The 17,786-nt window shown below is 57.7% G+C and carries 12 protein-coding genes, 1 tRNA gene and 4 pseudogenes; 4 read left to right on the forward strand and 13 right to left on the reverse strand.

Features of this window, described 5'->3' with window-relative positions:
- Nucleotides 1-59 precede the first annotated feature (59 nt).
- From CEW89_RS13965 to CEW89_RS13985, 5 genes and pseudogenes are all read right to left on the reverse strand, one after another.
- Nucleotides 60-782: pseudogene (locus CEW89_RS13965) on the reverse strand (IS3 family transposase); the annotation flags it as partial.
- A gap of 374 nt (nucleotides 783-1,156) precedes the next feature.
- Nucleotides 1,157-3,952: an Ig-like domain-containing protein gene (locus CEW89_RS13970; RefSeq protein WP_157779861.1), complete on the reverse strand. Its 2,796-nt coding sequence runs from the start codon at nucleotides 3,950-3,952 to the stop codon at nucleotides 1,157-1,159.
- A gap of 529 nt (nucleotides 3,953-4,481) precedes the next feature.
- A pseudogene (locus tag CEW89_RS13975) lies at nucleotides 4,482-5,711 on the reverse strand (transposase); the annotation flags it as partial.
- Nucleotides 5,690-5,917, reverse strand: coding sequence for a hypothetical protein (locus CEW89_RS13980; RefSeq protein WP_096806305.1), 228 nt, complete (start codon nucleotides 5,915-5,917; stop codon nucleotides 5,690-5,692). The pseudogene CEW89_RS13975 and the gene CEW89_RS13980, both read right to left, overlap by 22 nt.
- A gap of 44 nt (nucleotides 5,918-5,961) precedes the next feature.
- Nucleotides 5,962-6,783: a hypothetical protein gene (locus tag CEW89_RS13985; protein WP_157779862.1), complete on the reverse strand. Its 822-nt coding sequence runs from the start codon at nucleotides 6,781-6,783 to the stop codon at nucleotides 5,962-5,964.
- A gap of 251 nt (nucleotides 6,784-7,034) precedes the next feature.
- Between CEW89_RS13985 and CEW89_RS13990 the strand changes: the two genes are divergently transcribed.
- Nucleotides 7,035-7,709, forward strand: a complete 675-nt coding sequence (locus CEW89_RS13990) for a hypothetical protein (protein WP_157779863.1) — start codon at nucleotides 7,035-7,037, stop codon at nucleotides 7,707-7,709.
- On the opposite strand, the pseudogene CEW89_RS21490 reads toward CEW89_RS13990, so the two are convergent.
- From CEW89_RS21490 to CEW89_RS14005, 3 genes and pseudogenes are all read right to left on the reverse strand, one after another.
- Nucleotides 7,627-7,965: pseudogene (locus tag CEW89_RS21490) on the reverse strand (integrase core domain-containing protein); the annotation flags it as partial. The gene CEW89_RS13990 and the pseudogene CEW89_RS21490 sit on opposite strands and share 83 nt — an antisense overlap.
- Nucleotides 7,966-8,510: 545 nt before the next feature.
- A complete protein-coding gene (locus CEW89_RS14000; protein ID WP_096806309.1) occupies nucleotides 8,511-9,158 on the reverse strand; it encodes a hypothetical protein in 648 nt (215 codons plus the stop codon).
- 259 nt (nucleotides 9,159-9,417) lie between these two features.
- Nucleotides 9,418-10,092, reverse strand: coding sequence for a metallophosphoesterase (locus CEW89_RS14005; protein ID WP_244906071.1), 675 nt, complete (start codon nucleotides 10,090-10,092; stop codon nucleotides 9,418-9,420).
- Nucleotides 10,093-10,594: 502 nt separating this feature from the next.
- Here CEW89_RS14005 and CEW89_RS21495 point away from each other — a divergent pair.
- Nucleotides 10,595-10,708: pseudogene (locus CEW89_RS21495) on the forward strand (hypothetical protein); the annotation flags it as partial.
- Between the two features lie 97 nt (nucleotides 10,709-10,805).
- Nucleotides 10,806-11,717, forward strand: coding sequence for an META domain-containing protein (locus CEW89_RS14010; protein ID WP_198403426.1), 912 nt, complete (start codon nucleotides 10,806-10,808; stop codon nucleotides 11,715-11,717).
- A 58-nt stretch (nucleotides 11,718-11,775) separates the two neighbouring features.
- Here the strand turns inward: CEW89_RS14010 and ilvD are convergent, their stop codons facing one another.
- Both ilvD and CEW89_RS14020 read right to left on the reverse strand, forming a co-directional pair.
- Nucleotides 11,776-13,620 carry a dihydroxy-acid dehydratase gene (ilvD, locus tag CEW89_RS14015; RefSeq protein WP_096806311.1) on the reverse strand — a complete coding sequence of 615 codons (1,845 nt, stop codon included), beginning with the start codon at nucleotides 13,618-13,620 and terminating at the stop codon, nucleotides 11,776-11,778.
- Between the two features lie 136 nt (nucleotides 13,621-13,756).
- Nucleotides 13,757-14,815, reverse strand: a complete 1,059-nt coding sequence (locus CEW89_RS14020; RefSeq protein ID WP_066707597.1) for a LacI family DNA-binding transcriptional regulator — start codon at nucleotides 14,813-14,815, stop codon at nucleotides 13,757-13,759.
- Between the two features lie 301 nt (nucleotides 14,816-15,116).
- Between CEW89_RS14020 and CEW89_RS14025 the strand changes: the two genes are divergently transcribed.
- A tRNA-Arg gene (locus CEW89_RS14025) sits at nucleotides 15,117-15,193 on the forward strand.
- A gap of 116 nt (nucleotides 15,194-15,309) precedes the next feature.
- On the opposite strand, the gene CEW89_RS14030 is transcribed toward CEW89_RS14025, so the two are convergent.
- The 3 genes from CEW89_RS14030 to CEW89_RS14040 form a co-directional block, all read right to left on the reverse strand.
- Nucleotides 15,310-15,651, reverse strand: coding sequence for a hypothetical protein (locus CEW89_RS14030; RefSeq protein ID WP_157779865.1), 342 nt, complete (start codon nucleotides 15,649-15,651; stop codon nucleotides 15,310-15,312).
- 361 nt (nucleotides 15,652-16,012) lie between these two features.
- On the reverse strand, nucleotides 16,013-16,237 hold the full coding sequence (locus CEW89_RS14035; RefSeq protein ID WP_096806313.1) for a hypothetical protein: 225 nt from the start codon (nucleotides 16,235-16,237) through the stop codon (nucleotides 16,013-16,015).
- A 186-nt stretch (nucleotides 16,238-16,423) separates the two neighbouring features.
- Nucleotides 16,424-17,779 carry a polysaccharide biosynthesis/export family protein gene (locus CEW89_RS14040; protein WP_244906072.1) on the reverse strand — a complete coding sequence of 452 codons (1,356 nt, stop codon included), beginning with the start codon at nucleotides 17,777-17,779 and terminating at the stop codon, nucleotides 16,424-16,426.
- Nucleotides 17,780-17,786: the final 7 nt, after the last annotated feature.

The following is a 17,786-nucleotide window of genomic DNA, read 5'->3' on the forward strand; positions in this document are numbered from 1 at the left end:
GGCGGCACAATACCCAAAGCTGAGCTACTCCCCGATCTTTGGACAGGTTATGGCGAAAGTTAAGCTACTCGTTGCACCTGCTGATCGGGTTGGTTGATATCATTTCTCTGGCAATATGCCAGCGCCGGAGGCTTGCCGCCCAAGGCTGAGTGCGGGCGTTGGTGGTTGTAGAAGGTCATCCATTTCCGGATGGCCGCTTTTGTCTCTGATCCGGTTTCCCAGGCATGCAGGTAGACGCACTCGTATTTCAGGGTGCGCCACAGCCTCTCAATAAAGATGTTGTCGAGGAACTGGTCCTTCCCATCCATTGAGATGCGAACGCCAGATCGGCGCAGCCTGTCTGTCCAGGCGAAGGACGTGAACTGGCTTCCCTGATCGGTATTCATGATCTCGGGCGGACCGAACTTATGGATTGCCTCGTTCAGGGCCTCGACACAGAAGTTGGCCTCCAGCGTGTTTGATATCCGCCAGGACAGCACCTTGCGGGTGTGCCAGTCCATGATCGCCACCAGATAAAGGAACCCGCGCCGCATGGGCAGATAGGTGATATCCGAGCACCAGACTTGGTTCGGACGATCCACCCGCAGACCTCTCAGCAAGTATGGATATGTCTTGTGCCCCTTCGCCGGCCTGCTCGTGTTGGGCTTCTGGTAGATCGGCATCAACCCCATGAGGCGCATTAGCCGCCGTATCCGTTTCTCGTTCACGAGATGCCCGTCATTGCGCAGGTGCCAAGTCATCTGCCGGACGCCGAAGAATGGGGTCTCGAGGAACTGCTCGTCGAACCTCACGCGGCTCAGGCTTCGAGGACCGAACGGCGCAAAGGACGAATTCCTTCTCGCCGCCATCGCCCAGAACCTCCGAAAACTCGCCAAGCTCCGCCCGCAGTGCGTTCAAAAGGAGGCCAGCGCATAACCTGAACGGTCAAAATGGCCGGTCTCCGGCAAACCCAACCGGCAAAAGCCGGAACCAAACGGCTGCTGTGTCTCCAACGGCGTGAAAATCCCAAAAAACACTCCGACTTTTTCAACAGTATCGGCCCTTAGCCGACATTCGCTGCGCGCGATACTAACGTCGGCTTTAGCGCTCAGCAAATCAGAGCGCCCGCCAACCAGAGGTCAGCGGGCGTTGTTTTTTACTTTCGAAACGGTTCCGATCAGAACGTAAAGGCGACCTCGAAGGACAGGCCGTAGCTAGACACATCCGTGTCGCCGCCCAGACCATCGACAAAGGCGGAGCCAGACGTTCTCAAGCCGCTTCCGTTATCGTAGCTCAGGCCGACATCCATACGGCCACGATGCCCTTCCTCTTCGGTGATATAGGCACTGGCGGCGCCGCTGCCTTTCGTGTGGCTGTAGATCCCGGAAATTCCGAAATCGAGCATCAAATCCCCTTCGGGTACAAGGATCGGCACTTCAAAGTCCAGACCGGCGGCGAGTTCGGTGAGAGTCACCTTTTGCTCCGGAACAACGATGCCGCCACTGACATAGGCATCCTGGGAATCGCTGACATGGCTCAACGTCAGGTTGGGAATGAGGGTCCAGCCCTTGTCCATCTCGACACGCCCCTGCGCCCCCAATGAGGCCAGCATCCGGTCGCCCGAGAAGCTGCCCGTTTGACCCGTGGACAGGGTGATGTCGTTGTCGGTCTCGCCGAACAACAGCCGCCCATCGACAAAGAACGGATGATCGCCGATCTGGGAGGCAAAATACGGGCCGACGAGCCAGCCGGTGCCTTCAACTTTGGTCCCTTGCGCGTCTTCTTGTTCCGCCATGTCATATTGCACCATCGCGCCGATGATCGCGCCCGAGGACAGCGCCGTGTGGTAACCGAGAGACGCGAGACCGTAGCTCATGTCCTCGGTGTCGCTGTCCGACCAAGACCCGGACACCGCCATCCAAAACGGACCGTTTCCGCGGGAACTGAGCGCGAACTCACCGCCACCGCGCGAGACACTGACGGAGGCATTGCCCGCATTCTGCCCGGTGACGAAACGGGACACATCAGGCTGGTTCTGGATCAGGCTGCGCGCACGCGCTTGCAAGAAATGTGCAATCGCTTCGCTTTGCTCCACCGATGTGTCGAGTTGCGCCAGAGCGGAGGCCGCCACGGAGGGCTCGCCCGTCATGTCACGCGCGGCGCCGTCTGCCACCGAGACGGTGACATCACCGCGATCGTCCGGCGTGATGGAGACCGAATAGACCGACCCGCTGCCGGTGAGCGTCCCCATCGTCGCGTTTGTGAGGGCAATATCCGACGCCTCGAAACCGACAACAGATTCTGTGAAGGTAAATGTCGCAACGAAACTTTCGCCACGCGTGATCGTCGTCGGAACGCCCGAAATCGTCAGGCCCGGCGCAACGCCGTCGGGTGCCACGGAAATGATGTTCGAGGCGCTGTTGCCATTGCCCGCAGCGTCGAGAACCGTGTCCGCGCGCAGTTGGATGGACTGCGCAAAGTCCGTCCCCGTGGCCTGAAGAGTGTAGCTGTCACCGTTGCCGGAGAGGGAAGAGAGATCGACATTCGTGGTGGTGAAATCGCTGATCTCCAGGCCGGTCACATCCTCATCGAAGGTGATCGTTACGGTGTAAGGCGTGCCCGGGAAGTCCGGCGTTGCCGTGAGCGTCGGTGCAGGGTAGGTCAGATCGGCGGTGTTGGTGACAGCCGTCGCCGCCTCGTTGCCGAGACCGACCGTATCCGTCACGAGGTTCTCTGGGAAATTGACCGTGATGACTCCGTCCGTGTCTGGGGTGATCGTTGCCGTATAGACAGTCGCACTGGGTTGCTGCAAATTCGAGGCCGAGCCGTTGCTGACCGAAATGTTTCCCAACGTCACTGCGCTCACCTCCTCGGAGAAGGTCATCGTCAGCGTGAAGGGCGCGTTGACCAACCCCGTGGGCATATCAAGCGACACGGTGGGACGGGTCACATCCGCCGTGGTGCTCACCGTGTTGGAGGCGGTGTTGCCGTTGCCTGCCACATCCGTGGCAGCGCTTGCAGGCACCGACACGGTGACCGTGCCGTCGGCATCGGGAGTCACGGTAGCCGTATAGACCTGTGCCGAAACGGTCTGAAGGTTCGACGCCGTGCCGTTCGCAACGGTGAAATCACCAAGCGCAAATCCGGTCATGTCCTCATCGAAGGTCACGGTCACATCGAAGGAACCGTTCACCTCAGGCGGGATCGCGGAAAGCGCAGCGCTCGGCGCCGTCACATCCCGCGTGCCGCTGAGTGTTGCCCCGGTTCCGGAATTGCTGGCGCGGTCAACGGCGGCGGCATCCGCGACGGAAACCTGAAAGGCACCTGTCGAACTCAGGTTCAGATCGGCGGTATAGGTATTGCCACTACCGCTGAAATTCGAAAACGACCCGGTGCCGGAACTGAGAGTCAGATCGCTCATGTCGAAACCGGTCACGATTTCGGAAAAGGTGAAGGTGAGCGGGATCACGGAACTGTTGGTTGGGAAGGAGGCTGAAGAGGTGATCGACAGCGTCGGGTCCACATTGTCGGGACGAAAAACCTCTTTCGCATCGATCGTAGTGGAAATAATCATGGCATTGCCCGCCAGGTCGGTGACGCTGGCATTGCTCTTGGCAAAAAGCTCCACAAGACCAGTGCCATTTGTCACCGGAACATTGAACTCTACCCGAATACGATAAACGCTGGGCGATATGTCAGTTCTAGAATTTGAGACAGGAAACAAACCGGGCACAGAGGAGCCGATTGAAAAATCCCCAGAATCTACTCCGGTGACATCTTCGGTGAAGGTCACTTCCCACTCCAATTCCGTCTCGTTGGTATATTCGCCCAGAGGATTATAGCGGGTGATCGACTGGATGCGCGGCGGCGTGGTGTCCGTCGCCTGCGCCTTGGCTGTCTCGGTGAAAGCTGTGATGCAACAGAGCGCGACCAAAGCCAGTGACATGTGTTTTAGAAAACGTCGTGCGGTCATTTTCTTCCCCATACAACAGGGGCATGAAGAACAAACAACATACCCCAATGGTGACGCAATCCTTCGATCGCGCCGCGTTCATTGGGCCAGTTGCTTGCGACGGAAAGACGCAAAACCGCGTCCTTGGATCTTCCCTAACGCCGACATCTTACCGGTGAGGCCAGTTGCACCGGAGGTTCTCAAGCAGCGGCAGCTTCCACCTTTGAAAGCAATCATGAAAGTGTCTATTGGTATGTATTGAAAAAACAATGGACTGTGCGGTGTTTTGGTCACTGTCCTCTGAGGCCGCGGAACTCCGTTGGCTGCGGCCCCTACATAATTTAGAGCAATTTTGCATTGCGCAACGAATGCCCGATTTGGGAGAGTGCAGTCATCCGCAGCATATTTCACGAATGTCGGCTAAGGGCCGATACTGTTGAAAAAGTCGGAGTGTTTTTTGGGATTTTCACGCCGTTGGAGACACAGCAGCCGTTTGGTTCCGGCTTTTGCCGGTTGGTTTGCCGGAGACCGGCCATTTTGACCGTTCAGGTTATGCGCTGACCTCCTTTTGGACGCACTGCGGGCGAAGCTTGGCGAGTTTTCGGAGGTTCTGGGCGATGGCGGCGAGAAGGAATTCGTCCTTTGCGCCGTTCGGTCCTCGAAGCCTGAGCCGCGTGAGGTTCAGGATGCGCTTCAGGTGAGCGAATAGCATCTCGACCTTTTTCCTTTTGTCCCGTGAGATCTTGTAGGCTTTGGTCTTGCGGCATGTGCGGGCGAACTCGCGTGCTTCCTCGTGCGGCTCTCGGGTTACGTATCGCGCTTCGGCTTTCGGACAACAGATGTCCTTGGAGGGACAAACCTGACAGGTGGCCTTCAGGGCGCGGTATTTCTTTCTGCCTCCGGTAGCCTGACCTCGGTTTGGATCGGAATAGTTGCGTCTGAACTGTTTCAGCGCCTGGCCCTCGGGACAGATATACTGGTCATTCTTTTCGTCCCATTCGAAGTCGGATCTGGAGAAGGTGCCATCGGTGCGCTCCGACTTATCGATGACAGGGATGAACGGAATGATGCTGCGCCTTTCGACCAGCCAGCCGAGGTTTTCGGCATTGCCGTAAGCTGTGTCAGCAGCCAACCACTCCGGCCGAATGCCGAACCGTTTCTCGGTCCGATCAAGCATGGTGCGCGATGCACCCACCTCGGCTTGCCGAATGGCACGCGTGGCTTCAACATCCATGATCACCGAGCTTTTGGTGTCGATCAGGTAGTTGGTGGCATAGGCGAAATAGGGACGGCTTTCATCTGCGCGGGTCCATTGCGCCGCAGGATCGGACTTGGCGACAAACTTCGGCTGGACTGGGGAGGCAGCTCCGAAGGCAGCGTTATCGAGGGTCTCGAGATATTCTTGCGCTGCCCTGTTGCCTGCCTTGCGCGCGACATCTGCGTTCCAATCGCTTGCGGCAATCGACCGGGTCTTATTAGCGTCCGCCGGGATCAGGCTGGCATCGACGGCAAAGCCCTCGCCTGACACGAGGTCCTCTTTCAGGCAGCGCTCAACGGTCGCTTCGAACACCTTCCGAAGCAGATCGCTGTCGCGGAATTTGCCGTGGCGATAGCGGGAGAAGGTCGAGTGATCCGGAACCTTGCCTTCGAGGCCGAGACGACAGAACCAGCGGTAGGCCAGGTTCAGATGGACCTCATCGCAAAGTCGGCGCTCGGAACGGATCCCCCTGACATAGCCGATGATCAGCATTCGGATGATCAGCTCCGGGTCGATCGAAGGATGAAGGCCTCATCGTCCTGCTTGGTTTTACCTGTGCTGTCCAAGACTTCCGTCTCGCCCGTCTTCTTTGTCTTGGCGGCGAAATAAGCCTTCTGCACATCGGCTGCCTTGACGCCTTTCCAATCGTCGTATCGCTGCTTGATCTCGTCAAACGCCTTGACGAACATCAGCTTCAACTTGCCAGCGTCGGGGGCGTAGTTGTCCACCTTGTCGATGAAAAACAGCGATAAGACCTTGATGCTGTGTTCCTTTAAGCGGCGTTGGCGGCGGAAGTGCTCTTCGGTGGTGAAGGCAATTTGGGCCTCGAAGATCGCATCACGGTCGGAGCCTTGTTCGCCACCAAGGGCCAGTTCCTGATTGTTGGCGAAACGGATGAAACCCGATCCGGGGTTGATCTCGTCAACGACAAAACCTTCGTATTCGGCCCGCCCCGTCTTCTCGACCAGACTATCGCCACTTCGAACCGTGATGGGTTTTTCTTGGATCTTCTCCCGGTCGCCATGAGCTTGTGAACGCTCAGTTTGGCGCTGACGGTTCGCTTGGTGGCGTTCAGCTCTTCGACACGCACGAAGGGTAGGTTCTCATTGTCCTGCTGAACAACCGATGCGACCTCGATGCGTTTCACAAGCCCTTGGCGGTAGGCATCGAACGGGGTCAACCGATAAACCACGTTGTAGGTGTTGCGATGGGTCGCGCTGTAGCGAAGGGCGCAGATCGGATTGAGCGAGGCAAGCGCGGAAACCGAAAGATCGCTTTCCATGTTCTGCGGTTCGTCCAAGATCAAGACAGGCCGTGTCTCTTGGAGCTGGTAGATCGGCGGGTCCAGTCCTTCCCGTGACTGGCGAATGACCGTCTCGGCGCGTTTGAAGGCGTCGATGGTCATCACCATAATTTCGATCCCGTCGGACAGTGCGAAGCCTGATACCTGGCTCTTGCGGGCGGAGTCGTAGACGGTGAAGTGATACGGTGGCTTGTCGAAGTGAGTCTTGGTCACCTCAAGCGTCTTCTTCACACCTTCGCGCACGGCGACCGAATGGAACGCGTTACAGAATGGGCGAACGATGCTGCCCATTTCGTTACCCATGCAAATCCAGGAGATGGACGGATCACGGGACCAACAGATTATCTGATGGAAATTGATAGAGGGATCATGGATTATATCAACCGTCAATTGGGCCTGCCATAACCGTTGCTTCTTTCTGCACACAGCAAAGAACGTCCAGAGAATTATTAAAAATCATGAGAACAGTCCAACTGCGTATACGCGACGACGACAATGCGACTTATAAGTATTCGGTCATTTATAAGTTTACGCCCATCATAATGTCCGCACTGACCATTTTGCCGTATCTGTTGTGCCTGTATTTTTTTGCTACAGAAACTAACGGAGGTGGAAAAGCGTTCCAGTGGGCCTTCACGACATTCAATGTCATTTTGGCCGTTTTCTTTGCAGCACTTTATGTGGCGTTTTACGTCTTCCTGGCCAATAAAAGATGCGAATCTCTCGTTTTCGGGATGTTGTCCATGTCTAGTATCCCTTTTCTTTTTAGCGCCTTAGGCATTGCAACTTTCCTGATCCAATCAGTTTTTTTTATCGTAATAACCCTTGCTGCGATTGCTTTTGTGGTGTCGAATTTCAAACGCGCCAATAATGCTGTCACAGAAGAAATGGTCGAAAACTACGCGCAAGATACCATTTCCGAAGACGATGGGCAGCTTATCTATACGCATGGCCAGAAAGTTGAAAAACCCGTTCATCTGGGACGTCTAGCAGGCAGGTTGCGTTATTTTATCGAGTTTGTCTGCGCCGTTCCTTTAATTGCGGTGATGGTGATTTTGTGGCCATTCGTTTTCACTGTCGACGCTTTGGACAAATATATTCCCATGGCGAGCATGATCTGGGGTCTTCAAATTATTATGGGTTTGATGACGAGAGGATTCTTTTTGAATCAGGGGTGGTTCTTGCTGCGGGTGCTGCGAACCAAAACAAGGATATAATGAGCAAATTCCAACAGAATAGGTGCCAGTTGTTTGAGAATTTGCGGCCAGGTGCCTGATCCTGACCATTCAAACGCAGCAGGTCGGTTGGCACGGTGGATATTGGGCGTAGACGACCGGAACCAATCCGCCCAGCGATGTCTGTTGTATCGATCCTCCGGCGCGCCTCGGCGAGATTTCCGAACATGACCTCATTCCAACACTCATCCCGCATGTGCACATTGAAGCTTTTTACAAAGGCGTCCTGCATCGCTTTGCCCGTCGCCCCTCTTCCCGATTGAGCCGGAACAGCTTCTAATGGTCCACTGCGAACCTCTCCAGGGCAAGAAGCCGCATCAGCCGAGCATTCTCATCCTCAAAACGCGCAGCTTCTTCTCGAACAGAACACTAACAACTCAGCAGCCCGATTTCAGGGGGCTGGGTCAGGGGGGTAGATAGCCACAACAGGGGATGTTGCTTAGCCGCAATGAAAGTTTCGGTGGATGAGCTATCGAAATCTTGACACTGGTGGGTGAGGTATAACTGAGCGCCGCGCATGCGACTATCCTGCACATGAGGTCGTCTTGGTGACTGACCGTTCGTATCGTCGTGTTGACGCACTTAATGCAGAGCGGCTGCATTTTTTTCGGCGCCATGCCGATGGCGAGGCTGATCGGATCGTGGCGCAGGTTGCGCAGGACCTTACTGTCCCGACGAGCATTGAGGCTCTCGTTGTGGCGGCAGAACTCGGAGAACGAGGATTCGCCGCTGCATTTCTCGCCATTTATACAGGTGTCCTTTGCAGGTTGGATGACGGCGAAATCACACCACAATCCCATGTTTGCGCAGCGCGTAGCGCAGAGGTGACGTCATGAGTTGGCGCATCCGTTTGCTCGAAACCGACATGGTCATGATTGGAGATTCAGAGCTTCGGCTGGCGGCCCAATCGGCCACCGAATTGTCTCTGCGAGACGTCTCTGAACGGTCTTTCGGGTCCAGAGGGGGTAAGCCCTCGGAATTGAGATTGGCATTCCACAATTCCCACCAGATCTGCTTGCGCTTGTCGGTGACTTCCAGCCGCTTGTCATAGATGGTGACCTGTCGTCCCGGCATTTTGCCAACGGTGACAGAGGTGAAGCGCCAGGATTTTCCATTACTGCGCGTGTGGTCTTCGGGCGTCAAATGATCCGCCCGGTTCGTGTGGCTGTGGATCACAAAGTTCTCCGGCGTCAGTTCAAACTCAGGGGCCAGAATATCGACGCAGAAGTCGGTGCGTCCGATGCTGACCTGTCGCGGGCCATAGCGCACGCCCACACCTTTTTGGCGAGCAATATGCTCCAGAAGAGATGTCTTGCCGCCGCCCGGTTCGGCTAAAACGACGACTACTTTGAAATCCGCAAAAAGAACCTCTTCCGAAATCGACTTATCCCCAACGAGCAGTGTGCGCGGAATATGAAAAAAGTGGTTCATTCCCATTTCCGGGTACAATTTGTTTTCCTGTTCGGTGGGTTCGTGATCAGCGAGTATGTCTGAAGATATACCTCTTCACCAACCTTCAACGAAAGAACAAAACGCGCCAGGGGTAGTCGTGGGGTGGGGCTCAGAACTCCAGCACAAAGGCAGGATCGAACTCGACCTCCTCGCCCGGATATCCCCGTTGGTTCGTGACAAAGCGGATCGGGCCGTGGTCGCCCTCAATCGTCCGGCTCTCCCCCTCATGGCTATGACCTCAGATCCATGTGTGGATGTCGAAGCCCCGTATTTCGTCCCAGAGATCGCAGGCAAACCCGTTATTCATCGCGTGCTTCTCGTGGCCGCCGATGATGCGCCACGGGGCGATCAGCTCGCGCAGCGGCATGTGGTGGGTCATGACCACGGTTGGGCCTTCATATGGCGTGCGCAGGGCGGCGAGGATCGCAGCCTTGTTCTGCGCATGACGTTCCAGCATGTCGTCGATGGTGATGCAGGTGTCAGGCGCGGTGCGAATGGCACGGTAGTCCTGCATGTCGGCCGAGACCATGATCCGCGCGAGGTCGTCGAACTCTGGATAGAGCCGCAGGTCCGTCCAGAGCGTTGCGCCAATGATGCGTACACCCGCGATCTCGGTGGTCGCGCCATGCAGAACGCGGATATCGAGGCTTTCGGCGCGCAAAACGGCAAGCTGGTGCTCTTCGTCCGCCAACAGTTCCGACCAGACCGAGCCATAGGGCTCATGATTGCCCCAGATCACGACGACCGGGCAGCCATATTTGCGCGCCGCCTGCGCCGGAAACTCCAAGTGCCGCCCCCGAGTGTGTGTATCGCCCGCGATCAGAACTCCGTCCACCGGCGCGGACAGGTCGGGCAGATCGAAGCCACCCCAGAATTCGTCATGCAGGTCGCTCCAGACCAGAAACCGCGCCATCGCACCCGTTCACGCCACATATTCTCTAGCGATACCGTAATCGGCCAGCGCGAAGAGCACCACATCGAGGTTCGTTACGCCCAGTTCCGTGGCCTTGCGCATAAGCATGGCCGGCCCGCATGAAATCCTGATTAGTCACACCATTATTGTGACTAATCAGGATTAGTTTCCTTTTTAGCATGGTTTGCTTCCTTTTTCGTCAAGATAGCCCCCCTCTGGGGGAACCCCGCCGAAAGAGCGGGGAAGACCGCGGGTCGCCAGATGCTGCCCTCTCCTGCCCGGCGGTGCGCTTTGCGCAAATCTGGTTGGGGAAACGCTATCCGAATCCAGAGCACCGGTTGTCGTCTGCAATGCGACAAGAGGTGCCGAAGCGGGCGTGCGCATTTCAATGGGCGGACGCAGGCGTTATCTCGGCAACATCTTCATCGAGCGTCTGTGACGGTCATTGAAGCAGGAAGCAGTCTATCTCGAAGAGATCAGTGATGGTTTCTAGGTCCGTCACGTAATCAAGGATTGGACGATGTTCTACAATACCAAGCGACCTCATTCCGCTCTTGATCGGCGAACTCTGGACGACGCATATTGGGCTGGCTTGGCAAAGCAAAAAGCAGCATGAAACCTAAACCCGATCCACCTTAGAAACGCTGCGAAACTGTCCGAAAAACCGGGACCACGTCACTGTGATGGCGCCAAGTTGTAATGGAGATTGTGTCATGTTGTTCAGAGAATCTGTTTTCCTTATTGCCGTACTGTCGGCTTCTCCGGCTTTTTCCGGCGACCTTCCTTTCGGTTTTTCGACACAGGTCGCATGCGAAACGGTCGCCGGGCGTGTCGGGTTCGCCGAGGGAGCGGCGGTTCTCGATCTGGGAGGGGAGGTTTCCCACCTGCATCAGTCGGTTTCGGCGTCGGGAGCGAAATATGAAACCGAAGCGGGCGATCTGGTGTTTTGGATCAAGGGCGATGAGGCCTCTCTGGTCGCTGATGGGGCGCAACAGACGTGTCAGTTGAGCCAGGAGGCTTTGGGTTGGACGTCCGGTGGCAATGAGCCAGGCTGGCGGATCGGTGTGACGGAGGGGCGACTTGAGGCGCTTCTCGATTATGGCGAAACCGGTTTTGACAAGGACCTGCCTGAGGCCCGGCTTTTCGACGGTGCATTGTGGTACGATTGGCCGGATTTGGCCCTGTTTCTGCGTCCGACCCTTTGCCATGACGACATGACGGGCATGCCCTATCCCGAAAGCGTGACACTGAAACGTGGTGAACAGGTGCTGCGCGGGTGCGGCGGTGCACCTCTCGCGCTTTTGAGCGGATCGGACTGGCGTATCGAGGATATTGCCGGACAGGGCGTAATTGACGCGAGCGATGTGACGTTGACTGTCTCTCCCGAAGGACAGGTGTCGGGGCAGGCCGGTTGCAATCGCTATACCGGCGGGGTGGAGTTGACCGGAGAGGGGCTGACATTCGGGCCGCTGGCATCGACCCGGATGATGTGTCCGGAGGCGCTGATGGTGCAGGAAGCCCGCTATTTCGAGCTGCTGTCCACCGTGGATCGGTTCGACATCGACGAGACCGGGGCGCTGGTGCTCTATGGCCTCGACGAGGCGGTGATCACCGCCCGCCGCTAAATGCAAACGCCGCCCCGGATGGAGCGGCGTTTCGTGTCTTTTGGGCTGGATCAGAGCCTTATTTTGCCTCGTCGGGCAGGATGCGCACCCCGCCTTTGTCCGCCGACGATGCGAACATCGCATAGGCCTTGAGCGCGGTCGAAACGGCACGCGGGCGCGGCGCAGCGGGTTTCCACGGCAGCGGGCCTTTGGCCTCGCGACGGGCCGCCAGAGTGGCGTCATCCACCTTGAGGTTGATCGAGCGGTTCGGGATGTCGATTTCGACGATATCGCCGGTTTCCACCAGACCGATCAGACCGCCCTCAGCCGCCTCGGGAGAGACGTGGCCGATCGACAGGCCAGAGGTGCCGCCGGAGAACCGCCCATCGGTCAGAAGCGCGCATTTCTTGCCCAGACCTTTGGATTTCAAATAAGATGTCGGGTAGAGCATTTCCTGCATCCCCGGACCACCCTGTGGGCCTTCATAGCGGATGATGACGACCTCACCGGCCTCGACTTTGCGCGTCAGAATGCCTTCAACGGCGTCGTCCTGAGACTCGAACACATGCGCCGGGCCGGAGAATTTCAGGATGCTGTCATCGACACCCGCCGTTTTCACGATACAGCCACGTTCCGCAATATTGCCGAACAGAACCGCGAGACCGCCGTCTTTCGAGAACGCATGTTCAACGGAACGGATCACGCCGTTTTCACGGTCGGTGTCGAGTTCCTTATAGCGGTTCTCGGTCGAAAACGCCTGTGTCGTGCGGACGCCACCGGGGGCCGCGCGGAAGAAGGTTTCGACCTCCGGGTCATTGGCGACTTTGACATCCCATTTGGAGATTGCCTGCGCCATCGTGTCGGAATGCACCGTGCGGACATCGCCGTGCAGCAACCCGCCACGATAGAGCTCGCCCAGAATGCCAAAGATACCCCCGGCGCGGTGGACATCTTCCATATGGACGTTGTGAATGTTCGGCGCGACCTTGCAGATGCCCGGCACTTTGCGCGACAGACGGTCGATGTCCTGCATGGTGAAATCCACCTCGCCCTCATGCGCAATGGCCAAAAGGTGCAGAACCGTGTTGGTCGACCCGCCCATCGCGATGTCGAGGGACATGGCGTTTTCAAAGGCTTCGAACGTCGCAATCTCGCGCGGCAGAAGCCCCTTTTCCTCATCGTCATAGTGACGCTTGGTGATCTCAACGATCTTGCGCCCGGCCTCAAGGAAGAGGTTCTTGCGATCCGCATGTGTTGCCAAGGTCGACCCGTTGCCCGGCAACGCCAGACCCAGCGCCTCGGCGAGACAGTTCATCGAGTTCGCGGTGAACATCCCGGAACAGGAGCCACAGGTCGGGCAAGCATTCTGTTCGAACGCATCCACCTGTTCGTCGGTGTATTGATCGTCGGCGGCGGCAACCATGGCGTCCACGAGGTCGACGGCGCGTTCCAGATCGCCGATCTGCACCTTGCCAGCTTCCATCGGGCCGCCGGAGACGAAGATCACCGGGATGTTGAGGCGCATCGCGGCCATCATCATGCCGGGGGTGATCTTGTCGCAGTTGGAGATACAGACCATGGCATCGGCGCAATGTGCGTTGACCATATACTCGACCGAATCCGCGATCACTTCGCGGGAGGGCAGGGAGTAGAGCATGCCGTCATGGCCCATGGCGATGCCGTCATCCACCGCGATGGTGTTGAACTCTTTTGCCACACCACCGGCTTTCTCGATCTCGCGCGCCACCATCTGCCCGAGGTCCTTGAGATGGACGTGACCGGGGACGAATTGCGTAAACGAGTTCACCACGGCGATGATCGGCTTGCCGAAATCGCTGTCGGTCATGCCGGTTGCGCGCCAAAGGCCGCGGGCGCCGGCCATGTTGCGACCATGGGTGGAGCGACGGGATCTGTAATGTGGCATCTTCTGTTCTTTCCGCTACGACTGATCGCCCGGCAAAACGGGCGTTGACGCTCCTTAAATCTTTCGGAGCGTCATTTCCAGTCACGATGGCCTGTGCGATCTTGAATAAAGTTGCTGAAAACCCTCCTGGAAGGGATCAGATCGGCTTTTTCTTGCGCTTAAGCGTGTCACCATAGGCAAGGGAGGGTTCGAGCGTGACCACCTCGCCGCCGGGCGCGTCAGGGGTTTCGACCCGTTTGGCAATGATTTCCGCAGCGGCGCGCCCGATCTCCAGACGGCAGGCGTCCATCGTGGCAAGTTTGCGCGGCAAGCCGTCGAGGAACTCAATGCCGTTGAACCCGGCCAACCCGATCTGCCCCGGCACGTCGATGCCGTTGTCTAGGCAATACATCAGCCCGCCCGCCCCGATCATGTCGTTGGAATAATAGAGGAAATCCAGAGGGTTCTCCTCGTTACGCTTGAGGATCGCCTCGGTCATCTCTCGCCCCTTCTTGAGCGCGGAGCCGCCCGAGTAGAATTCGCTGTCGGCGATCTCAAGTTTCGCTTTGGCCAGCACCTCGGTGAAACCTTCGAAGCGTTTCCGGGCACGGTGGTCGAGCGGCATCTTGGTGCCGAGGAAGCCGATGCGTTTGTATCCGGCATCAATGATGGCCTGCGCCATTTTGCGTCCGGCGCGACGATGTGAAATCCCCACGGCCGAGTCGATCGGTTCGCCGTCCGTGTCCATAATCTCGACAATCGGAATGCCCGCGGCGCCGAGCATCGCCTTGGCGGCTTCTGTATGCTCAAGCCCGGCAATGATCACGCCGGAGGGACGCCAGGACAGCATCTGATAGAGCACCGCCTCTTCGCGCTCCGGTTTGTAATTGGTGATGCCGACAACGGGTTGAAGCTCTGTTTCCTCAAGCACATCGTTGATCCCGGTCATCACCTCGGGGAAGACCATGTTCGACATGGAGGGAATGATCACCGCAACGAGGTTGACGCGTGAAGATGCCAGTGCGCCAGCGATCTTGTTCGGCACATAGCCAAGCTCTCGTGCGGCTTCGAGCACCTTGGCCCGGGTGCTTTCCGAAACATCGCCACGGTTACGCAGCACCCGGCTGACCGTCATTTCGGACACGCCGGAGGCCTCGGACACGTCGCGCAACGTCAATGGGCGCTTGGGGGGCGTATTTCCGGAACCCTGCGACATGACGTGACCCTCCTGAATGTTTTGAATTATTTCCTTAAGTTTACATCATAAAACGGCCTTGTCCACGCGTTGTGCACGCGGTATGTTATCGCTAACAAATTTGATTGTGCGCATTCTGGCTGAACGAGGCGGCGAATGGCTCTCAGTCGTGCAAAATATTTGCATGTCACCCACGCTTCGTCGCGGAGGGAATATGCGGATCGCAAAAGGGGGAGCGGTGGGCCAACTTGCTCCCCCTTTTCACATTTCGCGCTTCGCCTCTTGTCTCCAAACCCCGCGCCCGGCTAAGTAAGTCCCGTGTGGTCCCGTGGCTCAACTGGATAGAGCAGCCCCCTCCTAAGGGGCAGGTTGCAGGTTCGAATCCTGCCGGGATCACCATCATTCTGCTGTCTCTTCCAGGCGCATGTCCCGTGCATGTGATCCAGTGTGACCAAGTAATGGTTTGGCAGATGAGCTGTGACCCGCCTGACCACTTCCTGTGTGAGTTATGATGATCATGGGCATCTCGGAACACCTAAGCGTATCAGCTCTGCGCCGGAAAGTCGTGTGGCTGTGTAGGTTTTGTAGCGGGCTTTCGTCATATACCAGTCCCTGACCGCCGCCGGGTAATAAGAGGCAATGATGCGGGACCATTGATCGAACTCGGTCTGACTGAGTTTCTCGCCGAACCTGTAGGGGCCGTGAAAGCCGAAGCTGGTCTGTGGCGAGACACAGACGTTATCGGCGCCGAGAAACATCGTGCAGCTCGACATGCAGGTGCCTCGGCGGATTTCGACACGTTGCCCGAGCCTGTTGATCTCCTCGATCTCGTCGTGACGGGCGCGGACGCTTCCCACGGGATCGCCATTGATGACAATTGTCGCACCTGGCTGTTGCGATCTTGGCCGGGCGGCATTGGCCTCCGTACTCCAGATGGAGAGGCAAAGGGAGATGGCGAGAAAGGGCGCCATACACGCGTATAAGTCTTGGGCGCGCGCTGCGAGCGCACGACCGGTTCGATTGGAAAACATGAAAATCACCCCACGTGACAAGCCTGGGGTGTTCTCACCCCCGAACACCGATCCCCATCGGTTCAGGTGAGATTAGAGCAGAGAAAACCTAAAGAAGTATTGAGCCGCTGGTTGCAGGGGCCGCAAAGAAAAAGGCACCCCGGCTGGAGTGCCTTTTTCTATCTTCTCTGAAAGCGTCTCGAGTGACTTAGTTCGTCGAGGTGGTGCTGGTGGTGCTGGTCGACGAGCTGCCGCCACCGCTCGCCAGCGCCACCCCCAGAAGACCGATGGTTGGCGCAAGCAGGGGGAGGAAGTTCTGCACATCGCCTGCGGGCGGCAGAGCCACCTGCTCGTCGCCGGTCACCTCCTGAGCGAAGGCTGCGGGCGCGGTGACAGCGAGGGCGGACATCAGCAAAATTGCATATTTGGACATGGTGTACTCACTATATTGATGGAAGTCGCCCCGGAATGATCAGGGAAACAGTTCAACCTTAACGATAGCATACGCGACTCAGCGTCAGATTACATCGAAAAAACTTATGGTTCATTTATTTCGGTGCCGTTTTGCCGAGTGTGCGTAAAAACTAGCACAGGCCTGGCCGATGATGTTTCGCGATGCTTAGTCGATTGCGGCAATCCCTGTCGTGATCAGGGAGGGGGTGATTTGGCTGATCGTGCGGTTCCATTTGGTGACCGGCTGTTCAGCGACAAAGACGATGTCATTCGGGCGCAACTCGAACCGCGCGGCCAGGGCCAGCTCTGCCGCGTTCTTGACGTTCAACTGCCATGCGGTGAGCGCATCGAATTCCATCGGATCGTCCGAGGCGCGCAGCACGTAGATGTGCCGCGGATCCGCAGTTTGAATCGCAAGTCCCTTGCCGCCCTCATAAAGCGCGTCGGCGAGGCTGGCTTGTCGGCCGAGGGGCAGGATGAAACGCCCCTGTTGTTTGACCTCGCCCGTCAGGTAGACATAGTCCCGATCCGTGGCATCCAGCGCGACCTGTGCCTGATAATTGCTCCGGGCTTCCTCTAGCTGATCGCGGCGTAGGGCGACCTCGGTTTGCAATTGCGACAGGGCAGCGGTGCGGGCATTCTGGCGGTATTCGGCGAGTTGAATCTGCTGGGCGAAATAGGCGGAGGCCTGGTCCAGCTGATAGGCGTCATCGACAAAGACACTGTCGTCGGCCAGCAGCGGGATCTTCTGGATGCGACTGTTGGTGTAAAGCGATTCGAGCGGCACCTGATAGATCGTGCCGTCGCGGTAAATCCGCACGGAGGTGTAATCGAGATTTGCGGCCGTGGTGCCCCCGACCTGAGCCAGTGCCTCATCGAGATACAGCGGTGTCAGCGTGACCGGGATCACGCCGGGCGTGGAGACCGCGCCGCCGATCGAGACCTTCTTGGAGTTGAACTGTGAAATCTCAAGGCTGAACGTCGGTTCGATTTGTGCGGCGACCAGGCTTTGGAACAGGGTCGCTTCCGCCTCCTCGAGCGTCAGCCCGGCAATGGCGACCCGGCCCACATCGGGAATGGCGATGCTGCCGTCATCCTGCACCGTATACCCTTGGCGGCTGTTCTGGGCGGCCAGGAGGCCGGAGAGTTCAGCGACGGATGTGCCTGCGGGGGTCGCCAGCAGCACCACATCGCCAATGCCGATCTTGTAAGGCTGGGGCGTCACGGACGGGGGCAGACGCGTCTCAAGCGCATTGGGGCGGTTCTGCGCCGTATAGGCCGGTTCCGGGACGGTCCCCGTTCCGCGCAGACCGCCCCCCGTGCCTGCCGTCGCCTTGAAGGCGGCGGGAAGGTCATGGGGGGTGTAGGCGGAGCGGTTGGCGACCAACACGGATTGTGGCGTGACCTGCACCACCCGAACCTTGGCCTCATCTGTGGTGCCCGAAACCACGCGCTGACTGTGATATGCGGCACCACAGGAGGAGAGTGCCAGGGTCGTGATGAAAGCAACGGCGATACGCAACGGGTCA

It is taken from the genome of Celeribacter ethanolicus (assembly GCF_002407265.1).
Lineage (GTDB): Bacteria > Pseudomonadota > Alphaproteobacteria > Rhodobacterales > Rhodobacteraceae > Celeribacter > Celeribacter ethanolicus.